Here is a 21,369-nt window from a genome sequence, read left to right as displayed (position 1 = left end):
CAGTATAAATTTACGAAGAACAATTACACAACCTTAATTTTGTTCCAGGTTTTAGGTTGTTGTTGCTGAGTCCGTTCCATTTTCGTAAATCATCAATAGTTATGCCAGGATATTGTTTAGAAATGGTCCAAAGACTGTCCCCGGATTGCACTACATGTACTTTAGAGGGATCCGATGGCATTTTAACTGGTTTAGAAGGCACATTTTCTTTAGTAACTACGGATTTGGTACTGGTACTTGCTATAGGCTTTCTGGGATAAATTGTTAAGCGTTGCCCAACCTTTAGGTTATTGCTGCGCAAACCATTCCATCTTTTTATCTGGCTTACACCTACGCCATAGCGTTCCGCAATTTTACCCAGATAATCTCCACTTCTAACCTTATAACGTACACGGTCTTCCGCTGTTACCAACTGCGGTAATGCTTTTTCCTTTTTTGCTAACTCATCTTTAGCCAAGGCGTAAATAGCTGCTTCGTTAGAAACAAATATGCCAATGTGTTTTCTAGGTAATCTTAGGGTATAGGTTTTACCTTCTACTTTAGGTATTATATCTAACTTATAAGACGGATTCAAGGTACGTAATTCGTCCACAGAAATATCTACCACTTTAGAAATGTGGTCAAAAGAAATAGCATTTTTAACGTGTACCGTATCTGTAACAAAATAAGGACGTTCTGCTTTATTCCCTACAATGCCATGTTCATTTGCATACTCAAACAAATACATTGTAGCCAAAAAAGCAGGTACATAGCCTGCTGTTTCTCTAGGCAAATGTGGTCTTAGATTCCAGTAATTTGTATACCCGCCAGAACGTCTTATAGCCTTATTTACATTGCCGGGACCAGAGTTGTAGGCTGCGAGAGCCAAATCCCAATCGCCAAAAATATCGTATAACTTACCCAAATACTTACCCGCTGCTTGGGTTGAAAAAATAGGGTCACTCCTTTCGTCTACATAAGAGCTTACATCTAAACCATACATTTTACCGGTACTAAACATAAATTGCCATAGACCAGTAGCTCCTACTCTAGAACGTGCCTTAGGGTTCAATGCAGACTCAACAATAGCCAGATATTTCATCTCTAAAGGTATATTATGATTGTCCAATTCTTGCTCAAACAACGGAAAGTAAAACTGACTTGCCGTTATCATTCTATGAATTAAACCTCGCTTTCGCTTTAAAAAAGAATGAATTACCTGTTCTAAGGTTGGGTTGTATTCTACGTTAAATGGTGTTTTTGCATTCAGTTTTGCCAACCTAGCTTTTAAGGTATCTGTGGGTAATTCTACAGAAAAAATAGAGTCATAATTCATGGTAGTTACTTCTGCATACATTTCATCAAAGTAGGCATGACTTTTTTGCAACTCTACCATCCAAAGACTATCATAAGCATAGGCCTTAGCTAAATCTTCTAATTGAGTTTTTTCTTTTACTTCTGGGACCACTTCTACTGCCAGGGGAGTGTCCTTTACTGGTGTAGTTACTGTGCTATTTGCAGGCGCAGTAGTATCTGTATTATCTTGTGCAGTAAGCGTATTTGTACATAAAATTGGGCAACAAATTGCCAAGGAAATTGCAAGTCTTCTCATCATCATGACACCTCAGTTTGGAATGGGGCGTGCTAAAATGCGCTTTTTTGTTTAATTATTAAAATGAAAAATCACAAAAAGGCAAATTTTAAGACAACACCCCTATTCTATAACTTACTGATTATGCCATTATTGCAGCAATTCCAGGTAAGGTTTTTCCTTCTAGGCTTTCTAACATGGCACCACCACCCGTAGATACATAGCTTACTTTATCCTGAAAACCAAATTGTTTTACTGCAGCAACAGAATCACCACCACCAACTAAAGAAAAGGCTCCATTTTGTGTGGCTTCATCTACAAACGTACCCACAGCAATGGTTCCTTTTGCAAAAGATTCCATTTCAAAAACACCTACAGGCCCATTCCAAAGAATAGTTTTAGATTTTAAAATAACCTCTTTAAAAATATCTAATGTTTTTGGTCCAGCATCTAAACCTTGCCAACCGTCTGGTATTTCATTAACTGCTACGGTTTGTGTTTTAGCGTTGTTATCAAAGTCGTCTGCTGCTAAGACGTCTACTGGTAAATGTACTTGCACACCTTTTGCTTCGGCTTGCTTTAGAATATCTAGGGCTAAATCCATCTTATCATCTTCACATATAGAATCTCCTACCTTACCCCCTTTTGCTTTAACAAAAGTATAGGTCATACCGCCCCCAATTACCAAGTGGTCTACTTTATCTAAAATATTCTCAATGATTGTTATTTTAGAAGACACTTTAGCTCCGCCTAGAATGGCGGTTACAGGTTTCTCTCCCGTTTGCATTACCTTATCTATCGCCTTAATTTCTTTGGCTAATAGGTAACCAAAACATTTGTTCTCTGGGAAATACCGTGCTACAATAGTGGTAGATGCATGAGCTCTGTGGGCAGTTCCAAAAGCATCATTTACATACACATCACCAAATTGTGCTAGTTTTTCTGCAAAACCTTCCTCGCCTTGCTCCTCTTCTTCATAAAATCTAAGGTTTTCTAGCAATAAAATCTCTCCACTATCTAAATTAGCGTAAGCTTGCTCCACTTTATCGCCAATACTATCTTCTACAAACTTTACCTGTACCCCTATAATTTCAGAAACTTTGTCTGCAATATGCCCCAAAGACATGTCTGGATTTCTTTTTCCTTTTGGTCTACCCAAATGACTCATTAAAACTGCACTACCACCATCTTCTAATATTTTAAGAATGGTAGGCCTAGCAGCTTCAATACGGCTAGTATCTGTTACGTTAAAATCACCATCTAAGGGTACATTGAAATCTACACGGACTAATGCTTTCTTATCGTGAAAATTATAGTTGTCTATTGTTTTCATCTGTATTTAGTTTAAGTCTCAAAAGTAATTAATTAGGCTTGGCATGTAAAGACTCATCTACCGAAATTTGTAAACTTTTACAGTAATTTAGTTTTAGATGGCACCTATACCCAAATCCTTATCTTTGGCAGTATGTTATTTGAGCAAGTATTAGGACAACATCACCTTAAAAAACATTTAACTACCACCATACAAATGGGGCGTGTACCACACGCACAATTATTTGTTGGACCAGAAGGTAGCGGCACTTTGGCAATGGCTATAGCCTATGCTCAATACCTACTTTGTGGGAATAAAGGCGATGAAAATGAAGGGGGTAACGCAGAATGTAATATTAAGTGCGGTAATCTTACCCATCCAGATTTACATTTTGCTTTTCCTGTCTCTAACTCTGATAAGGTAAAAAGCCATGCTGTAAGTGATCACTATTTAGCAGAATGGCGGCAATTTGTAAAAGAACAACCTTACGGTAATTTGTTTGATTGGTACCGAACCATTGGTATTGAGAAAAAACAAGGTCAAATTGGTGTAGACGAGGCACAGGATATTGTAAAAAAACTCACTTTAAAATCTTACGAAGGTGGCTACAAAGTTTTAATTATGTGGATGGCAGATAAGATGAATACTTCTGCTGCTAACAAACTCTTAAAACTAATAGAGGAACCTCCACATAAAACCGTTTTACTTTTAATTGCTGAAGACGAAGAACAACTTATTAATACCATACGTTCTAGATGCCAATTGTTGCAATTTGGTCCCCTGCCAGAACCAATAATCGCAGAACGACTTTTGGCAGAAGGTGCTACCCAGGACGAAGCTAACCGTTACGCCCACGAAGCCAACGGAAATTATAACAAAGCACTAGATTTATTACATAAAGACTCTGAGGATTTAGTTTTTGAAAGATGGTTTGTACAATGGGTGCGCACTGCTTTTAAAGCCAAAGGAAATAAAACCGCTATACACGAACTTTTATTGTGGAGTGATGAAGTGTCTAAAACTGGCAGAGAAGTACAAAAGAAATTTTTATTGTATTGCCTATCGATAATTAGACAAGCACTTTTACTTAATTATAGTGCTAAAGAACTGGTTTATACCCATATTAATGTAGACGGATTTGCGCTTGAAAAATTTGCTCCTTTTGTACATGAGAATAACGTAGAAAACATGACTAAAGAGTTAGAAGACGCCATGCTACACGTGGAACGTAACGGTAATTCTAAACTTATTTTTACAGACCTTTCTATTAAACTTACCCGTTTACTACATAGTAAAGCTAACTAAAACTAAAGCCCATGCATTTACATTTTACAGAAAACGCTGCCGCCCTATCCCTAAGTGCTATGGTGGTTATTGTATTTTTACAAAGTGGAATTGACAAAATAATTGATTGGAAAGGCAATCTTTCTTGGCTACAAGACCATTTTTCTAAAACTATTTTTAAAAACATTGTTCCATTCCTTTTAGGAACCGTCACTGTAGTAGAAATTGCAGCAGGATTAGTATCCATAATTGGGTTTGTTCACCTCTTAGTTTTTAACCATAAAGATTTTGCTTTTTACGGAGCGGCTATAGCAGGTTTAGCACTTTTAATGCTATTACTAGGACAGCGTATTGCAAAAGACTATGATGGTGCAAAAACGCTAGTAATACACCTAATTGCAGTATCTTTTTTATTGTTTTTAACTGCTTAAACACCTTGTAGAACTCTGGATATATTTAGTGTCGCTATTTAAAATGTGAATGCAAAACGTTTTATGAATTCACGATAGCACTAATAGAAAACTTAATTACAAAGAAAAGGCCTTGGTTTCCCAAGGCCTTTTCTTTATTAGTTTACGGTAAGACTACTTTTTGTAGTTATCGTTTAAAAGTTTAAGAACTTCTTCTGTTAAGTCATTAGCTTCACTGCCGTACAGAACACTACCGCCTTCGCCGCCACCTAAGATGTAAGTATACCCATTGGCTTTACCGTATGCTTCTATTTCTGCTTTAACCTTTTTTACAACACTATCCATCTTTTCTTGACCCTCTGCCTGTAGTGATTGTTCTTGTTGTTGTAAACTTTGCCCCATCATTTGTCCTCTTTGCTGTATTAACGCATACTCTTCTTGCGCTTTTTTCTGAGACATAGATTGTGCTTTTGTTTGAAACGCCTGAACTTCTATCTGAAAAGCCTGAGAAATACTATCTCTTTGTTTGCCTAATTTTTCTGCTTTGGCCTTGTAACTATCCTCTACATCAATTTTCTCTTGATAGCCGTCCATTAGTTTTACGTTATCTACATAACCAATTTTACTTTGCTGACAAGCCGCCAACAATACTAAACCTATTAATACACCAAATTTTTTCATTGTTTTATTTTAAGAAGCGCTAAAATATAAAAACGATTTAAGCTTTAGGTTTTTGTAAAAAAATAGAAAATAGATATTAATTATAGCAGCAATACACCATCATCAATCAAAACTATCAAAATAGAACTGTTTTAAGGCGATTTAAGGCGATAAATTTAATCTTACAACACATTGACCCGGAGCAAGCGCAAAAACCCTTTAGAACGAGTTATTTGGTCTTTTTAAGGATATAAATATGAGAAGAACACTCCTTAGTACTCAAATAAGAAAGGTTAGACCTAAAACCGTACCAAATTCCTTTAAAAAAATTCTTTCTACCCGTCTTATATTTTTCCGATAAGATAGATACGTAGAACGCATCAAACCACATGGGTTTAATTTTTTCAATCTTTAATTGAAACGGAGAAAATAAACTTTTTATCCCTTGCTTAGAAAAATGCCAAAGGTGTCTAGGTACGTCATAAGCTGCCCAAAATTGTTTATAATGTTTAGCATCCCAAGATTTGAAATTTGGAACCGCTATTACCAAAGTTCCATTTGGCTTTAAAAGCTTTCGTAAGTTGTCAATATCCTTTTCTAATTCTGGAAGATGTTCTAAAACGTGCCATAGGGTAATTACATCAAAAGAAGCTTCGGGTAATCTATCTAAGGCAGTAACTAAATCAATTCCTTTTTCTTTTGCTAACGCTCTTGCCTTTGGGTTGGGTTCTATACCAGAAACGTTCCATCCTTTTTGCTTAGCTGTAAAAACAAAATCTCCCGTACCTGCACCAACATCTAACAAAGACTTACCTTCTTCTGCAAATGATGAAATTAATCTAAGTTTAGATGTTAAATTAATTTTTTTAACGGTTTGGTATATGATTTCAAAAATCGAAGACTTCGCGTCCGTATGAGAAATATAATCATCACTTTCATAATACCTTTCCAAATTATGTGGTACCGGAAAGGTTTGCAAAACTTCTTCCTTATCATCACAACGTAACTGGAACTCCTCTTTACTTACCGAATAATCTTTGACCTTTAAATACGTCCTCATCTCTACTTTGATTTTCAAAGTTAACCGTCTAAAAAAATTAAGATAGCATATGCAATAATAAAATGCACCGAACGTTCCACGTGGAACGTTCGGTATTTATCTACCTAAATGAACTAATAACACGCTAATATCTGATGGTGATACACCGCTTATTCTAGAAGCTTGCGATATAGTCACGGGTTGAATTTCTTTTAGCTTTTCTCTAGCCTCAAAAGAAATAGAGTTGATCTTACTATAATCAAATCCTGCTGGAATCTTGATACCTTCTAAACGCTGTAGCTTATCAGCATTATTCTTTTCTTTCGCAATGTAACCCGAATATTTAACCTGAATTTCTGCTTGCTCCAAAATATCAGCATCTAAATTATTCTGCGCCACATAATCCTGTACTTCTTTTAAGCGAAGCATATGATTCATTGTCATTTTAGGCCTAGAGAAGACTTTGAACATTTTGTCTGACTGTTTAACAACAGCTGAGCCAACTTCCTCCAAAATAGGATTGATTTCCTCCACTTCAAAACTGGTCTTTTTGAAAAAAGACACAAAGGCTTTAGACTTTTCCTTTTTATCTTCCATTTTCTTAAGACGTTTTTCTGATGCTAAACCAATAGCATAACCCCGTGGTGTTAACCTTAAATCTGCATTGTCCTGTCTTAATAATGTTCTATATTCCGCTCTAGAGGTAAACATACGGTACGGCTCTTCTGTCCCCTTAGTAATTAAATCATCTATTAAAACACCAATATACGCCTCATCCCTATTTAATATAAATGGCTCTTTTTCTTTGATTTTAAGATGCGCATTAATCCCTGCCATTAAACCTTGAGAAGCCGCTTCTTCATATCCAGTTGTCCCATTTATTTGTCCCGCAAAAAATAAATTATCCACCAACTTAGTTTCTAGTGTATGTTTTAACTGAGTTGGAGGAAAATAATCGTATTCTATTGCATAGCCAGGTCTAAAGAATTTTACATTTTCAAATCCAACCACAGAACGCAAAGCTTTAAACTGGACATCTTCTGGCAATGAAGTAGAAAACCCATTGACATAAACTTCCACTGTATTCCAACCTTCTGGTTCTACAAAAAGTTGATGCCTATCCTTGTCCGCAAAACGATTAATCTTATCTTCAATTGAAGGACAATACCGTGGACCAAGACTTTTAATTCTACCATTAAACATTGGTGACCTATCAAAACCTTCCCTTAGTAAATCGTGAACCAAAGGGCTCGTGTAGGTCATATGGCAATCTCTTTGCTTGGTCAACCTGTTTGTATCCAGAAAAGAAAATTTTTCTGGTTGAGCATCTCCCGGTTGTGGTATCATCACTTCATAATTTAATGAACGACCATCCACTCTAGGCGGTGTTCCGGTCTTCATCCTGCCACTAGTAAAACCTAAATCTACCAATTGCTCAGTTATACCAAACGCAGCACTTTCCCCTGCACGACCTCCACCAAACTGCTTTTCTCCTATATGTATTAAACCATTAAGAAAAGTACCATTGGTTAACACCACAGATTTAGCTGAAATCTTTAGCCCCAAAGAAGTTTTTACTCCAGTCACTTTGCCTGACTCCACAACTAAACCTGACACCATTTCTTGATAGAAATCCACGTTAGGCGTTTGCTCTAAAAGCAACCTCCAATCCTCAGCAAAACGCATACGGTCATTCTGGGTTCTAGGACTCCACATGGCAGGACCCTTAGACTTATTTAGCATTTTAAATTGAATAGCAGAACGGTCAGAAACAATACCGCTATACCCGCCAAGCGCATCTATCTCTCTAACGATTTGACCCTTTGCAATACCACCCATTGCAGGATTGCAAGACATCTGACCAATATTTTGAAGATTCATTGTGACTAGCAAAGTCTTAGAACCCATATTAGCCGCAGCCGCGGCAGCTTCCGCGCCAGCATGGCCACCACCAACCACTATTACATCGTATTCTTTTTCAAACATAATTACTAATGTTCCACGTGGAACAACTCAATTGCATTATTCTCCTCTACTCTCATTTCCCTAACCTGGGAATCTGTTTTATCCTTGTAGCCCATAAGGTGCAAAACACCATGTGCCATAACACGCCTCAACTCTCTATCAAAAGAAACGCCATACTCCACAGCGTTTTCCTTAACCCTGTCAATACTAATAAAAATATCTGCACCCAAAGTTGTATCCACAGTATAGTCAAATGTTATGATATCTGTAAAATAATCGTGATTTAAATACTCCTGATTAACCTTAAGCAAATAGCTATCATGACAAAAAATATAAGTAATATCTCCTAAAATCCAATCCTTAGTTGCAATAAGTCTAATTAACCAATCGTTATAATTAGTTGTATCTTCCAGATGAAAATCACATTCAGAAAAAAACTCAATCATCTTTTTTAAAATATTCTTTTACCTTGCTATGGTAATTTTGCCGCAAAGGTAATGCTTGCTTATTTAAAATCTCTATCTGATTAAAGCGCTTTTTAACATCCTCATTTGGGGTAGCTAAATCATTTTTAAAACTTTGTACTCCAGACTTACTTTCACGTTCTTTTTTTCGACCTTGTTCTAACTCCGCATTTTTCAATTTCAACAACTGTTGTTGAATATTAGACGCTCTATTTCTAGTTTTTTGGGTTATACCATTTTCTAACAACTCATCCTCAAAATTCTTCATTTGCTGAACCAACTTTCTTGCTAAATCCCTATCCTCTTTACGAACCAAATCTGCAAGTTGGTCCTCTAATCTAGAACGTATTAATTGCTGCTGTTTGTAAATTTCATAAACCTCCTGTAGTTCACTTTCCGTCATCCCATATCCAGTCTTAGTACCCGATTCAGTTGCGTTCTCTTTTCCATTCTTTCCTCCTTTTCCTGCTTCACCGTTACCATCAGAATCACCTCTCTGTTTTCCCTTACCTTTTCCAGACTCACCTCCTTTTTCTCCTTTTTCACCTTTGCTACCTTCACCATCAGAATCACCTTTCTTAACACCTTCTTTACCACTACCCGATTGACTCATTTTTTTATCTACACTTTGTTGTCCTCTAATTATATCCGGTAATTGAGCATCATTACCTTGTCCCTGACCATTACCTGACTGCATACTTTTTTGCATATTATCCATAACATTAGCCAAATAATCAGCTAAATTATTGGATGCCGTTAGTACATATTGTTGATACGATAAACCCTGATATAACTTATTATCTGCAATCGAAGCCAAGGCTTTATCTGAATTATAATAAACCTCTTCTATTTGCTCATTCATAAATTCTGCTAATTCTACCTGACGCAAAGACAATGCAAACAAACTATCATCTATATGCCCAAATAAATTTTTTAATTCCTTTTGTTCCTTAATACTCGAGGAGAACTGAGATAACTCTAAATTTTGTCCTTGCATACGCTCCATTAAATTTTCTTGTTTGAAAGAAAAAATAATTAAGTTGTCCAAAATCTGGCGTAACATCTCAGCATCTTCCGCAACAGAAGAACCACCACCAGACATACTACCAGAATTTAATTGTTCTGAAAGCTTTTTTAATTGTTCGCCACTTGCACGCTGTTTCTGTTTTGCATTTGACTCTTCTGACTTACCACTTTCACTCTCGGTATTCTCAGAACCTTGATGCTTCTGAACCTCTTCTAAGGCCTCTGATTGTGTTTTCTCAATTTTATCTAATTCATCTTTCTCAACGTCTATAGCAATTGGTTTTTTCAATTCTAGATTGTCTTTCTGTACCTCTTCCAATTCCTTCCTAATTCTTTTATATGTACTATTAATTTTTTCTTGAGATTCTATAGCAAACCTATCCTCTATTGATAGATTAGACAATTTAAGTTGACGTTCAGATAACTTTTCTAGTGCTCTAGAAAGTTCAGCTACTTTTTCTGTGACATAATATTTTTTAGTTAATTCTACCAACTGCTTTAAATTTCGCTTATTGGTAGATTGGGATTTACTTAATTCGTCAAGTTTAAACTGTAATTCTTCTTTATTAATTTTATCCGCTAGCTTATTCAATTCCTCCATTAATCGTTTATTTTTGCGGGCTTCTAATTCTTGCCGCTCCAAACGTTCTTGTAAAAGCTTGGAAAATTCCTCATTCTCTTTACTCTTTTGCAAATTTTCCTTTAATCCTTTTGAAAATTTTTCCAATAATTCTTCTTGTTTCTTTTGATTCTGTACAAATTGCCTCAACTGTTGTTGCTCAGAATAATCTAAATCTTGATTGGTCTTTAACGTATTATCTAAATCCTTTCTACTAATTTCTAAATCTTTTACATCTAAAAGTCTATCTTCTAACTGATTGATAAGTTTACTTTGATTTTCTAAAGATATTTTATCTATTTCACTGTTAGTCAATAACTTAGTTGAATAAATGTCACTTTTTATTGATTTAGAACCATTAACCTTATCATTATCAAATAATTGGAAGAAATACTCGTATTCCTTTCCCTGCACTATATCTAAACCTGTTGGAAATTGATAAAAAAATTGATGCACATTTCTATTAGGTTTTTCTAACTCTAAAGATTTGAAACCATTATTACTTCCTATCTCTTTATACTGTACCAACACCTTAGTTAAACCATAGTCATCCGTTGCGTTCCCCATATAAAAAACAGAATTCTGTGCTAACGTATCTTTGAGAACCTCCATCTTTAACTTTGGATACTCATCCTTTATCACGGCTATTTTATAAGACAAACGCTCAAATTCTGCCAAATCTTTATTACTAGTAATAATTTCATAATCCACATCATCATAAAGTTTTTCTTCAAATAGAAATTCACTATTTTTTCTTTTGAAAGTAAACGTGCTATCCCCTAATAGAATGTTGACATTATCTAAATTATACCCTTTAATATTCCATCCAACACGTGTACCTTCAGGAACAGTTACAGAACCCGTGGCATTAATCTTAGACTTTTTAAAATTCACATATTTAGGGTAATCCAATTCTAATTTAAAATCAGAAATGGCAGGAACCTTAACCACCTTTAAGACATAAGTTCTAGAACTAATCTCATCACTTTTAAAATTAAAAGCAACATCATCCATTAGATTTACAAACTCATATTCATAAAATCCATCACGATAGATTAACTGCCTTTCCACACCATCAACTGAAATGAAAACCTTATTTGGCCTAATATTACCCACGGTAGTAACCTTAATTTTTTTATTCGAAAATTGTAGTGCAGATAAGTCAGTACTACTCAACTGAAATGTAAAAGGAGCAGGTTTTTCATAAGCAATGTCATAATTTGAAACTCTTGAATAACTACTAAAAAAATCCGTTAAATTACCAGAAACCAAGTAGACCAAAAGAATGAACATAGGCATAATCAAATACTTAGTGTATTTAAAATTTGCCTTTAAATCTATAGCGCTAGAGAATGTGAAAATGCCAAGACTATCGCTTTTTTGTTCTATAGCTGCCAAAACTAAATCGTTAGATTTACTATCCTCTGCTAATTCTAATAAATTCTTGAGCTTATCATCAATTTCAGGAAAATGACGACCAATAACAGTTGCAGCATCCTTATAAGTTAACCCACTCTTGAACTTAAAAAGATATAGTATTGGAACTATAATGAAATAATACAATAAACCTAAGAGCCCTATGGTCAATAAAGCCAAAAGAAACATTCTAATAGCTGAATTAAACCAAAACAAAAACTCAACAGAACCAATAACTAAAAAGAAAAGCCCACCGAAACTCAATAATAGTAACACTCCTCTAAGCAACCTACCGGCATAGTACTTTTTAATAAATAATTCTAAATTAACAAGAATGGTATCAAAACCAGACATAAACTATTCTTTTTACACAAGTTAGTTTACCAACTAAAATAGTACATAAAATATTATGTTAATTCCAAAATTATCAGAGTTACAAATCAATTTTTAGCTTAATCCTGTAATTGTATCTTTGCCAAAAAAAATATGGCATCTAAAGTAAGAGTTCGTTTTGCCCCTAGTCCTACAGGGCCTTTACACATTGGAGGATTAAGAACAGCTTTATACAACTATCTCTTTGCTAAAAAACACGATGGAGACTTTATTCTTAGAATAGAAGATACCGACCAAAATAGATTTGTCCCTGGTGCGGAACAATATATAAAAGACGCCTTACAATGGTGTGGTATTACTTATGATGAAGGACCGGAAAAAGACAAAGGTTATGGGCCCTACAAACAAAGTGAACGTAAACCACTGTACAAACAATATGCTGATGAATTGATAAAAAAAGGAAAAGCATATTACGCCTTTGATACTCCAGAAGTATTAGATAATCATAGAAAAGAACATGAAGCAAAAGGTAAAACTTTTATCTATAATTGGCATAACCGGGAAAAACTTACCAACTCCCTTACCCTAACGGAAGACCAAGTTAATACTAAAATTAAAGCTGGGGAACCGTACGTAATACGTTTTAAAGCTCCAAAAGAAAAAATTTTGGAACTAAATGATGTTATCCGTGGAACAATTTCTATTGATACCAATATTTTAGATGATAAAGTACTTTTTAAAAGTGATGGTATGCCAACCTATCATTTGGCTAACATAGTAGATGACCATTTAATGGAAATTACCCATGTTATCCGTGGTGAAGAGTGGTTACCTTCTTTAGCTTTACACCACTTATTGTACGAAGCTTTTGATTGGACTCCGCCAATTTTTGCACATCTACCCTTAATACTAAAGCCAACAGGGAAAGGCAAACTTAGTAAAAGAGATGGTGAAAAAGGTGGCTTTCCCATATTTCCTTTAAGCTGGAATGAATCTTTAGGATACAAGGAAGCCGGCTATTTTCCAGAAGCCGTTGTTAACTTTCTTGCCATGTTAGGATGGAATCCGGGTACCGAAGAAGAGGTTTTTTCTCTTGAACAACTTATAGAAAAATTTAGTTTAGACCGAGTGAATAAATCAGGTGCCAGATTTGATCCTGAAAAAAACAAATGGTATAATCAGCAACATTTACAACAAAAGAGCATTAAAGAACTTGCTGGATTATTTACAACTACCCTAGAAACAAAACAGATTCCTGCCGAATTAAGTACAACAGAAAAAGCCACTCAGGTAGTTTCTCTAGTAAAAGAACGAGCTAGTTTTGTATCAGATTTATGGGAATTAAGCAATTATTTCTTCACTACACCTACCCATTATGAAGAAAAAGCTGTTAAAAAACAATGGAAAGAACAAACACCTACCCTAATTTCTCAAGTAAAAGAAGTAATCAACAACGTTGAAGAATTCACCTCTGAAAACATAGAATCAGCGGTTAAACATTGGATTAAAGCACAAGAACTTTCATTTGGCAAAGTAATGCCACCCCTAAGATTAGTGATAGTTGGGGACATGAAAGGTCCACATTTGTTTGATATCATTTCTTTCATAGGCAAAACCGAAACCAATAAGAGAATCGACAACGCCTTGAATAATTTGTAACAAATAACAAAAATATACTACAAACCCATAGTTGTCTTTTGTAAATTGACAACAAATTATCAATAATCAAATATCACAACTATGGGCCAATTCCTTTCAATTCCTATCATTTTCTTTGGAATCATTATACTGATTTCCTCCTTTTTCGTCGTTAAGCAACAAACAGCAGTTGTAATAGAACGTTTTGGTAAATTTACAAGCATTCGAAATTCTGGTCTACAAATGAAAATACCTTTGGTAGACCGTATAGCGGGAAGACTTAGTTTAAAAATTTCACAATTAGACGTAATTGTAGAAACGAAAACATTAGACGATGTATTTGTAAAACTAAAGGTATCTGTGCAATACGTTGTAATTAAGGAAAAAGTATATGATGCATTCTATAAACTAGAATATCCGCATGATCAAATTACCTCTTTTGTTTTTGATGTGGTACGTGCAGAAGTACCAAAAATGAAATTAGATGATGTCTTTGTAAAAAAAGATGATATAGCTATTGCTGTTAAAAGAGAATTACAAGAATATATGTCTGAATATGGATACGACATCATAAAAACCCTTGTGACTGATATTGACCCAGACGCACAAGTAAAAGCTGCCATGAACCGAATTAACGCTTCTGAACGTGAAAAAATAGCAGCACAATTTGAAGGTGATGCTGCACGAATATTAATCGTTGAAAAAGCCAAAGCAGAAGCAGAAAGCAAAAGATTACAAGGACAAGGTATTGCAGACCAGCGAAGAGAAATTGCAAGAGGTTTAGAAGAATCCGTTGAAGTCCTTAACAAAGTAGGGATTAACTCACAAGAAGCATCTGCCCTTATTGTGGTTACGCAGCATTATGACACTTTACAATCTATTGGGGAAGAAACGAATACTAATTTAATATTACTGCCAAATTCACCACAAGCAGGAAGCGATATGTTAAACAATATGGTTGCCTCTTTTACCGCTAGTAATATGATTGGAGAAAAAATGAAAGAAGCATCGAAAAAAGAAAAAAAGGAGTAAATACATTTAAACCATCTAATAAAAAATCCCAATCAGTATAATTGATTGGGATTTTTTAGTTAAAAACTAATTTAAGCGCCTATGCTTAACTTATAATCACCTATCCTAATTAGTATATTCCCAACGTATAAAAAGGGCTTAAAACCTTTTAAAATAAACCGATTAGTATAGATAAAATCAATTAATATAATATCGTTGATTGATACTGACTATTCTTCTATTTTTCCTTTAATTTGGCCCAAGTATCTCGTAGGCCTACTGTTTTGTTAAAAACCAACTTTTCCGGAGTACTATCGGTATCCACATTAAAATAGCCTATTCTTTGAAATTGAAAACGGTCTCCGATTTTAACATTCTTTAAACTTGGCTCTAAATACCCTGTAATTACGTTTAAGGAATCTTTATTTACAAATTCCATGAAATCTACATCCTTATCACCATCTGGAGTTTCATGACTAAAAAGGCGATCATACAGCCTAACCTCTGTAGGTAATGCATGGCTAACAGAAACCCAATGTAAGGTACCTTTTACTTTTCGTAAACTTTCTTCCGTACCGCTTCCGCTTTTACTTTTTGGGTCATAAGTACATTGCACCTCTATAATTTTCCCTTCGGAATCTTTTGTACAACTCTCTGCTTTAATAATGTATCCATTTTTTAATCGCACTTCTCCACCTAACTTTAAGCGAAAAAACTTACGATTGGCCTCTTCTCTAAAATCCTCCTTTTCTATATACAATTCTCTTGAAAAAGGAACTTCTCTACTCCCAGCATCCGAATCTTCAGGGTTATTCTCTGCGTCTAACCACTCTACTTCTCCTTCTGGATAATTTGTAATCACAACTTTTAATGGATCTAAAACTGCCATTACTCTAGGAGCAATTTTATTTAAATCTTCTCTAGCATGAAATTCTAATAAAGAAACATCTACTACATTTTCTCTTTTTGCTATACCTATAGTATCTGCAAAATTTCTAATAGCTTCTGGAGTATAACCTCTTCTACGCAAACCAGAAATTGTAGGCATTCTTGGGTCATCCCAACCCGAAACCACACCTTCTTCTACCAGTTTTAGCAATTTTCTTTTACTAACCACGGTATGACTAAGGTTTCTGCGGGCAAACTCGCGCTGCTTAGGTCTTAATTTATCTTCAGATACCAATTGGTCCAAAAACCAATCATAAAGCTCTCTGTGTGGTAGAAACTCTAACGTACATAAACTATGACTTACCTGCTCTAAATAATCGCTTTCGCCATGCGTCCAATCATACATAGGATAAATACACCAATCAGTATTAGTTCTATGATGTGCTTTATGTATAACCCTATACATTATAGGATCCCGCATTAACATATTAGGAGAAGCCATATCTATCTTGGCACGTAAAACATGTACACCTTCTTCAAATTTGCCTTCCTTCATTTGCTGAAAAAGCTCTAAATTTTCAGGTATAGAACGGTCTCTAAAAGGACTAGGGGTTCCTGGTACGGTAGGAGTTCCCTTTTGCTGGGCCATAACTTCCGATGATTGACTATCAACATAAGCCTTTCCTTGGTTAATAAGATCTACAGCCCAATGGTACAATTGTTGAAAGTAATCCGATGCATAACACTCCTTATCCCATTCAAAACCAAGCCATTGAACATCTCTCTTTATAGCTTCTACATATTCCTTTTCTTCTTTAGCCGGATTGGTATCATCAAACCGAAGATTAACAGGAGCGTTATAACGTAAACCAAGTCCAAAATTTAGACAAATAGAGCTCGCATGCCCTATATGCAAGTATCCATTTGGCTCCGGTGGAAAACGAAACCTAAGGTCCTCTTGAGAGTAGGAACCACTTAAGTCTTCCTCAATAATATGCTCAATAAAATTCAACGACTTTTTAGTCTCTTCCATATAAAAACAATTGTAGCGCAAAGGTAGCTAAAAACAACAGTTATTAGCAATTTATCAACAGGCCAACAAACAAAAAGAATCATTTCACAACAGAAAACAGGTGGACCACAACAATAACTTTAAGTACGTTGATAAATGGTTAATATTTGTTCTTAGCGTGGTGTGTATACACCTGTTTTTAAACCTACTAAAGTCTAAAAAGTAAACTAAAGCATACATGCTAAATGACCTAAAAACATATTACACCCAAATATTACCTACACTTATGAAAACAAAAATGAATCAAGGTTTAGGTGCCTTACTTCTATTGTGGTTGCTAGGATTAGCCACTGCAACAGGACAGACACTTAACAAACCAACACCAGCAGCCAATCCAAATTTAGGATCAACTACTCCCTGGACATCCGCCTGTGGCTCAGAAAACTTTAATGAGTATTATGTAGAATTTACTTGGGGACCACCTTTAGTGGCTTCTACCAATGAGTTTATTTTAGAACTATCTAATGCTAATGGCAGCTTTGCCAACCCTATAGAATTAGATAGGGTAAGCGATAAAAACACAGAATTCGACTTTCTATTTTCTTTTAATCTACCTACCGACACAAGAGGTGATGGGTACAAATTTAGAGTCCGTTCTACCAATCCAGAAAAAACAAGTGAGGTATCTGATGCCTTTTCCATGTATTATATAGACTATAACAGTCCTATTTTAATTAGTAAAGACGGCAATGGAACCATACCTCCAAGCGGAACTATAGATGTTTGTACAGGTGCGCAAGTTACCTTAGCCGCCCATAATGTCCCAAATGCTGACAATTATATCTACAGTTGGTACAGAAGTGGTACCAAGTTATCCAGTACAGGTCCAAGTATTACGGTTTCTGAGTCTGGATTATATTTTGTAGAAATGGATTATGGCGCTAATTGCTCAGGATCTGCTAACACCATATCAAACAGCATAGAAGTTAATATTAATGCTCCACAAGGTATAGCCATTAATACCCCTACTAAAACTACCTTATGTAGTGATGATACCATAACATTACAGGCAAATAATACGGGCAATGGATATACCTACACCTGGTATAAAGATGGCTCTATAGTACAGCCTGCTGCCGTTGAAGGAGCAACTTTAAGCGTATCTGGCAGTACTGCTGGTTTTGAAGGTGACTACCAGGTAGAAGTAGAAGGCGATGGAATATGTTTAGAGCGTTCTGCTGCTGTTACTATACAAAGTGCAGGCTCTTTTACGGTAAGCCTAGATAACCCTACTAATTTGGTGTTATTACCAAGTAAAACAGAAACGCTAACGGTTAGTACAGATGCTAGTACACCTTCTTATCAATGGTACAAAAACGGTACTGCCATTAGTGGTGCCACGAATGCGACTATTACCGTTAGTGAAGTTGGGGATTATCATGTAACCGTAACAGAAACAGGTGGTACTTGTTCTTCAGTTACTAAAACATCAGAAACTACAACTGTTGTTTTCCCACAAGATTTTGCTATTACCATAGATTATCTAAATACCTATGAAGCCTGTATCAGTACTTCTGTAGAATTAACAGTTGCAAGCATAACTGCTACAGATGCTAATGGTAACCAAATTGATGTTACCGACAACCTGAAAAATGAATTTACCTATCAGTGGAAAAAAGATAACACTACAGTAATTGGTGCTAGTGGTGCAACCTTATCTCTAGTTAATGCCTCAGAAAACGGTACCTATAGTCTTACAGCTACTCTAGATACTTTTACTGTAAATACTATAGAATTACCCGTAGTACTTAATTCGGGTGAAAATATTGCTATTTCCAGTGATGGAAATGTGTTGTGTGATGGCGTAATCATCACAATAAGTACCGACTACGATTTAACAGGTAAAACCTACGAGTGGTATCTAAACAATACCAAACTAGACATAACTACTGCAAGTATCACAGCCACAGAAGTTGGTAATTATCAATTACGTGTTATTACCAATGGCTGTCCTATTATTTCTAATGAAGTTGTTATTACTGCTTTTGATGAAAGTATAGTACAACTAGATACTGATAGTAATTTGGTTTTTCCAGAAGGGGAATCAAAAGTTGTTAATGCTTCTGGCGCAGACTCCTACGCTTGGTTTGATGAGACTAATAACAATATAAGTACAAGTTCTTCCATTACCTTGAGTGAAGAAGGAACTTACATACTACTTGCTTCTAGTGGTAACTGCCAAATTAGTAGAACTGTAACTGTATCTTATAGAGATAATTTTGACATCCCAAATGTGGTAACAGCAAACGGTGATGGTGCTAATGACCTATGGGTCATCCCAAATACCTACTCCAGACAAGCAAATGTTACCGTTACCATATATAATGAAAATGGTGAAGAAGTACTAAACCAGAGAGATTACCAAAATAACTGGCCCTCTTCTTCATTACAATTCAGTAAAAAGAATCAGCTTTTCTATTACAAAATACAGGAAGGCAACAAAACCCTACGACAAGGCACCATAACGGTGATCCGATAACCCAACAAACCCATGAACAAGCTTACCAAACTATTTCTAACCCTTATAATGTGTTTACTTCTAGTGCCTACCCAAGCACAAGAAGAAGACCCATTTGTTGCATACGATCTGCCTACTCAAAACTTAGTTAAGTTCAATAGGTATTTGTTAAATCCTACTTTTTCTACCGTAAGAGAAAACAAATCGTATATCAACTTATTTCACAGAAACCAATCAGTATCTTTTGATGATAACGCTCAGACGTACTTTTTAAGTTACAGTGGTAGAATAGGGGATAGAAGTGGGGTTGGTGTAAGTTTATACAACCAAACAGAAGGTGTAATTGACAACTATGGTTTATTAGCAAACTATGCATACGGTGTAAAACTTAGTGAAAAAAGTAATTTAACTTTTGGAGCTAACTTTTCATACTATAAAAGTGGTATCAATCAAAATAGAGCATCTACACTAGATCCGGACGACCCATTATTGCGTGGTTCCAATGATATTTCCTTAATAACCGTTCAACCTGGTTTTAACCTTTCTTATGGTCAATTTGATGTAGGTGTTGTAGCTAACAACCTATTTGAATATAATTTAAAAACGAGCGAAGACTTAACAGATTTTGCCTCAAAAACCTTTACTGGTCATTTACAATATACCTATGAGTTTAAAAAGGCTAATGGATTATTAGAATCCGGTCGTTTAATGCCTTTGGCACGGGTACAATCCCTTGCTGGTGAAGACATTAATCTTGGAGGTAGTTTAATTTTAGATTTACCAAAAATAGGCTGGTTACAAGCGGGTTATGACGATTATTATGGTGCAGCAGCTGGTGTTGGTTTTAACTTAAACAAAAGAATATCTATAGGTTATACCGTAGAAAAAGGTTTAAGCAACAACTTAGAAAACTTTGGTGTAAATCATGAAATTTCTCTAGCCTACAGTTTTACACCAACCTTAACAGAAGATAGAGTTCTTTTAGAAAAAGACAATGAAGATTTAGTAAGTAATGATGAAGAAGAAACTCCTATTGAAGAATTAACAGTTTCTGAAAAAGACATCATGATTGCGGAACTACAACAAAAGCTTGCTGAAAACGATGCCATTTTAGACGAATTACTATTTAGACAAGATTCTATTGAATCCACAAGACAACAAGATTTAGAAAGACGTTTTGCCATGGTTATGAAAATGGTAAAGAGAGAAACTCAAGGCAGTAGACCAGATATTGAACAGCGTGCTCAAGCCATATATTTAGCCAATGCAGATCAAACCAACATTGGTACAACTCCAAGAGAAAACCCAATAAATTATAGTGATACACAAGGTACTAGCGATGCTTATGCTACAAACGCTACTACCACCGTTCTAGCTTCCGATTACGGAAATGCTACTAATATGGATGATGTAACAACTACAGCACCAGCTTATAAAAAACCTATACGCTTAGCAGATATTAGTGGTACTTCTACCACAGCTACCATAGCAGAAGCTAAAGAAGAACGCACCCAATCCATAAAAGACAATACAAAATATACCAAACGTTACAAGAATTTTAAAACATTTGAAATTCCAGATGTAGAAAGCGGTTCTTATGTAATTGCAAATGTTTATAAGGGTACCAAATACATGACTGAGTTCATGGACCAATTGCAAAATCAAGGTATAGAAACGGACTATTTTACCAATCCAAGAAATGGTATGAACTATGTGTACATCAAAGGTATCAAAACCAAAGAAGATGCCATAGCTGCACATAAATCTAATCTTAATGGCACCTATAGTGGGAACACTTGGGTTATGACTGTTAAAAATGATTATACCGAAGGCGCATACGTAGATAACATCCCCAAGTCTTCTACTTATGATGATAACCTTTTGCAACAAAATGTACAAGAAGAAACGCAAAATGGTGTAGCCTATAAGACCTTACAGATAGATGGTCTACGTTCTGGTTATTATATAGTTGCCAATGTATTTGCCAACCCAAGAAATGCCACTCGTTTTATAAAGCAATTAAATGATCAAGGCCTAAATGCAAGTTATTTTATCAACCCAGAAAATAACTATCGTTATGTGTATTTAAAGGCACATAATGAGTGGACAGATGCCCTTGTTTCTTACTATTCTAACATCAATAACGCATACATTGATCCCATGTGGATAATGCGTGTAAAATCTAACCGTAGCGTTTAAAAAAC

General features: G+C 35.4%; 14 protein-coding genes. 6 read left to right on the top strand and 8 right to left on the bottom strand.

The window, feature by feature from the left end:
* Positions 1–10 precede the first annotated feature (10 nt).
* Together HCO57_RS10695 and HCO57_RS10690 are read right to left on the bottom strand one after the other, a co-directional pair.
* The gene (locus HCO57_RS10695; RefSeq protein WP_410492687.1) at positions 11–1,597 is read right to left on the bottom strand and encodes a LysM peptidoglycan-binding domain-containing protein; all 1,587 of its coding nucleotides are present in this window, start codon (positions 1,595–1,597) and stop codon (positions 11–13) included.
* Positions 1,598–1,712: 115 nt separating this feature from the next.
* Positions 1,713–2,903 (bottom strand): phosphoglycerate kinase, encoded by a 1,191-nt coding sequence (locus HCO57_RS10690; RefSeq protein WP_167989021.1) that lies wholly within the window; start codon positions 2,901–2,903, stop codon positions 1,713–1,715.
* 132 nt (positions 2,904–3,035) lie between these two features.
* On the opposite strand from HCO57_RS10690, the gene HCO57_RS10685 reads away from it, so the two are divergent.
* Complete coding sequence (locus HCO57_RS10685) at positions 3,036–4,187, top strand: ATP-binding protein (protein ID WP_167989020.1); 1,152 nt, start codon at positions 3,036–3,038, stop codon at positions 4,185–4,187.
* An 11-nt stretch (positions 4,188–4,198) separates the two neighbouring features.
* Positions 4,199–4,597, top strand: coding sequence for a DoxX family protein (locus HCO57_RS10680; protein WP_167989019.1), 399 nt, complete (start codon positions 4,199–4,201; stop codon positions 4,595–4,597).
* Between the two features lie 153 nt (positions 4,598–4,750).
* Here HCO57_RS10680 and HCO57_RS10675 read toward each other — a convergent pair whose 3' ends face one another.
* The 5 genes from HCO57_RS10675 to HCO57_RS10655 all read right to left on the bottom strand — a co-directional run bounded on the left by HCO57_RS10675 (position 4,751) and on the right by HCO57_RS10655 (position 12,119).
* Positions 4,751–5,257 carry an OmpH family outer membrane protein gene (locus HCO57_RS10675; RefSeq protein ID WP_136950295.1) on the bottom strand — a complete coding sequence of 169 codons (507 nt, stop codon included), beginning with the start codon at positions 5,255–5,257 and terminating at the stop codon, positions 4,751–4,753.
* Between the two features lie 208 nt (positions 5,258–5,465).
* Positions 5,466–6,314 carry a class I SAM-dependent methyltransferase gene (locus HCO57_RS10670; protein ID WP_317171150.1) on the bottom strand — a complete coding sequence of 283 codons (849 nt, stop codon included), beginning with the start codon at positions 6,312–6,314 and terminating at the stop codon, positions 5,466–5,468.
* A 78-nt stretch (positions 6,315–6,392) separates the two neighbouring features.
* A complete protein-coding gene (gene mnmG, locus HCO57_RS10665; RefSeq protein ID WP_167989018.1) occupies positions 6,393–8,261 on the bottom strand; it encodes a tRNA uridine-5-carboxymethylaminomethyl(34) synthesis enzyme MnmG in 1,869 nt (622 codons plus the stop codon).
* 5 nt (positions 8,262–8,266) lie between these two features.
* Complete coding sequence (gene ybeY, locus HCO57_RS10660) at positions 8,267–8,686, bottom strand: rRNA maturation RNase YbeY (protein ID WP_167989017.1); 420 nt, start codon at positions 8,684–8,686, stop codon at positions 8,267–8,269.
* A complete protein-coding gene (locus HCO57_RS10655) occupies positions 8,679–12,119 on the bottom strand; it encodes a hypothetical protein (RefSeq protein ID WP_167989016.1) in 3,441 nt (1,146 codons plus the stop codon). The genes ybeY and HCO57_RS10655 overlap by 8 nt, the downstream gene beginning before the upstream one ends.
* Before the next feature lie 132 nt (positions 12,120–12,251).
* Here HCO57_RS10655 and gltX point away from each other — a divergent pair, with 132 nt between their 5' ends.
* The gene (gene gltX / locus HCO57_RS10650) at positions 12,252–13,757 is read left to right on the top strand and encodes a glutamate--tRNA ligase (protein WP_167989015.1); all 1,506 of its coding nucleotides are present in this window, start codon (positions 12,252–12,254) and stop codon (positions 13,755–13,757) included.
* An 81-nt stretch (positions 13,758–13,838) separates the two neighbouring features.
* Positions 13,839–14,768, top strand: coding sequence for an SPFH domain-containing protein (locus HCO57_RS10645; protein ID WP_167989014.1), 930 nt, complete (start codon positions 13,839–13,841; stop codon positions 14,766–14,768).
* Positions 14,769–14,985: 217 nt separating this feature from the next.
* Here the strand turns inward: HCO57_RS10645 and HCO57_RS10640 are convergent, their stop codons facing one another.
* Entirely contained in the window at positions 14,986–16,668 is a 1,683-nt protein-coding gene (locus HCO57_RS10640; RefSeq protein ID WP_167989013.1) for a glutamine--tRNA ligase/YqeY domain fusion protein, read from the bottom strand.
* 217 nt (positions 16,669–16,885) lie between these two features.
* On the opposite strand from HCO57_RS10640, the gene HCO57_RS10635 reads away from it, so the two are divergent.
* The gene (locus tag HCO57_RS10635) at positions 16,886–19,186 is read left to right on the top strand and encodes a gliding motility-associated C-terminal domain-containing protein (RefSeq protein WP_245167579.1); all 2,301 of its coding nucleotides are present in this window, start codon (positions 16,886–16,888) and stop codon (positions 19,184–19,186) included.
* A gap of 12 nt (positions 19,187–19,198) precedes the next feature.
* The gene (locus HCO57_RS10630) at positions 19,199–21,364 is read left to right on the top strand and encodes a type IX secretion system membrane protein PorP/SprF (protein WP_167989012.1); all 2,166 of its coding nucleotides are present in this window, start codon (positions 19,199–19,201) and stop codon (positions 21,362–21,364) included.
* Positions 21,365–21,369 lie beyond the last annotated feature (5 nt).

This window comes from Croceivirga sp. JEA036 (assembly GCF_011882165.1).
Taxonomy (GTDB): Bacteria; Bacteroidota; Bacteroidia; order Flavobacteriales; family Flavobacteriaceae; genus Croceivirga.
Note: the sequence above shows the minus strand (reverse complement) of the source record. Positions and strands in the feature narration are given on the sequence as shown.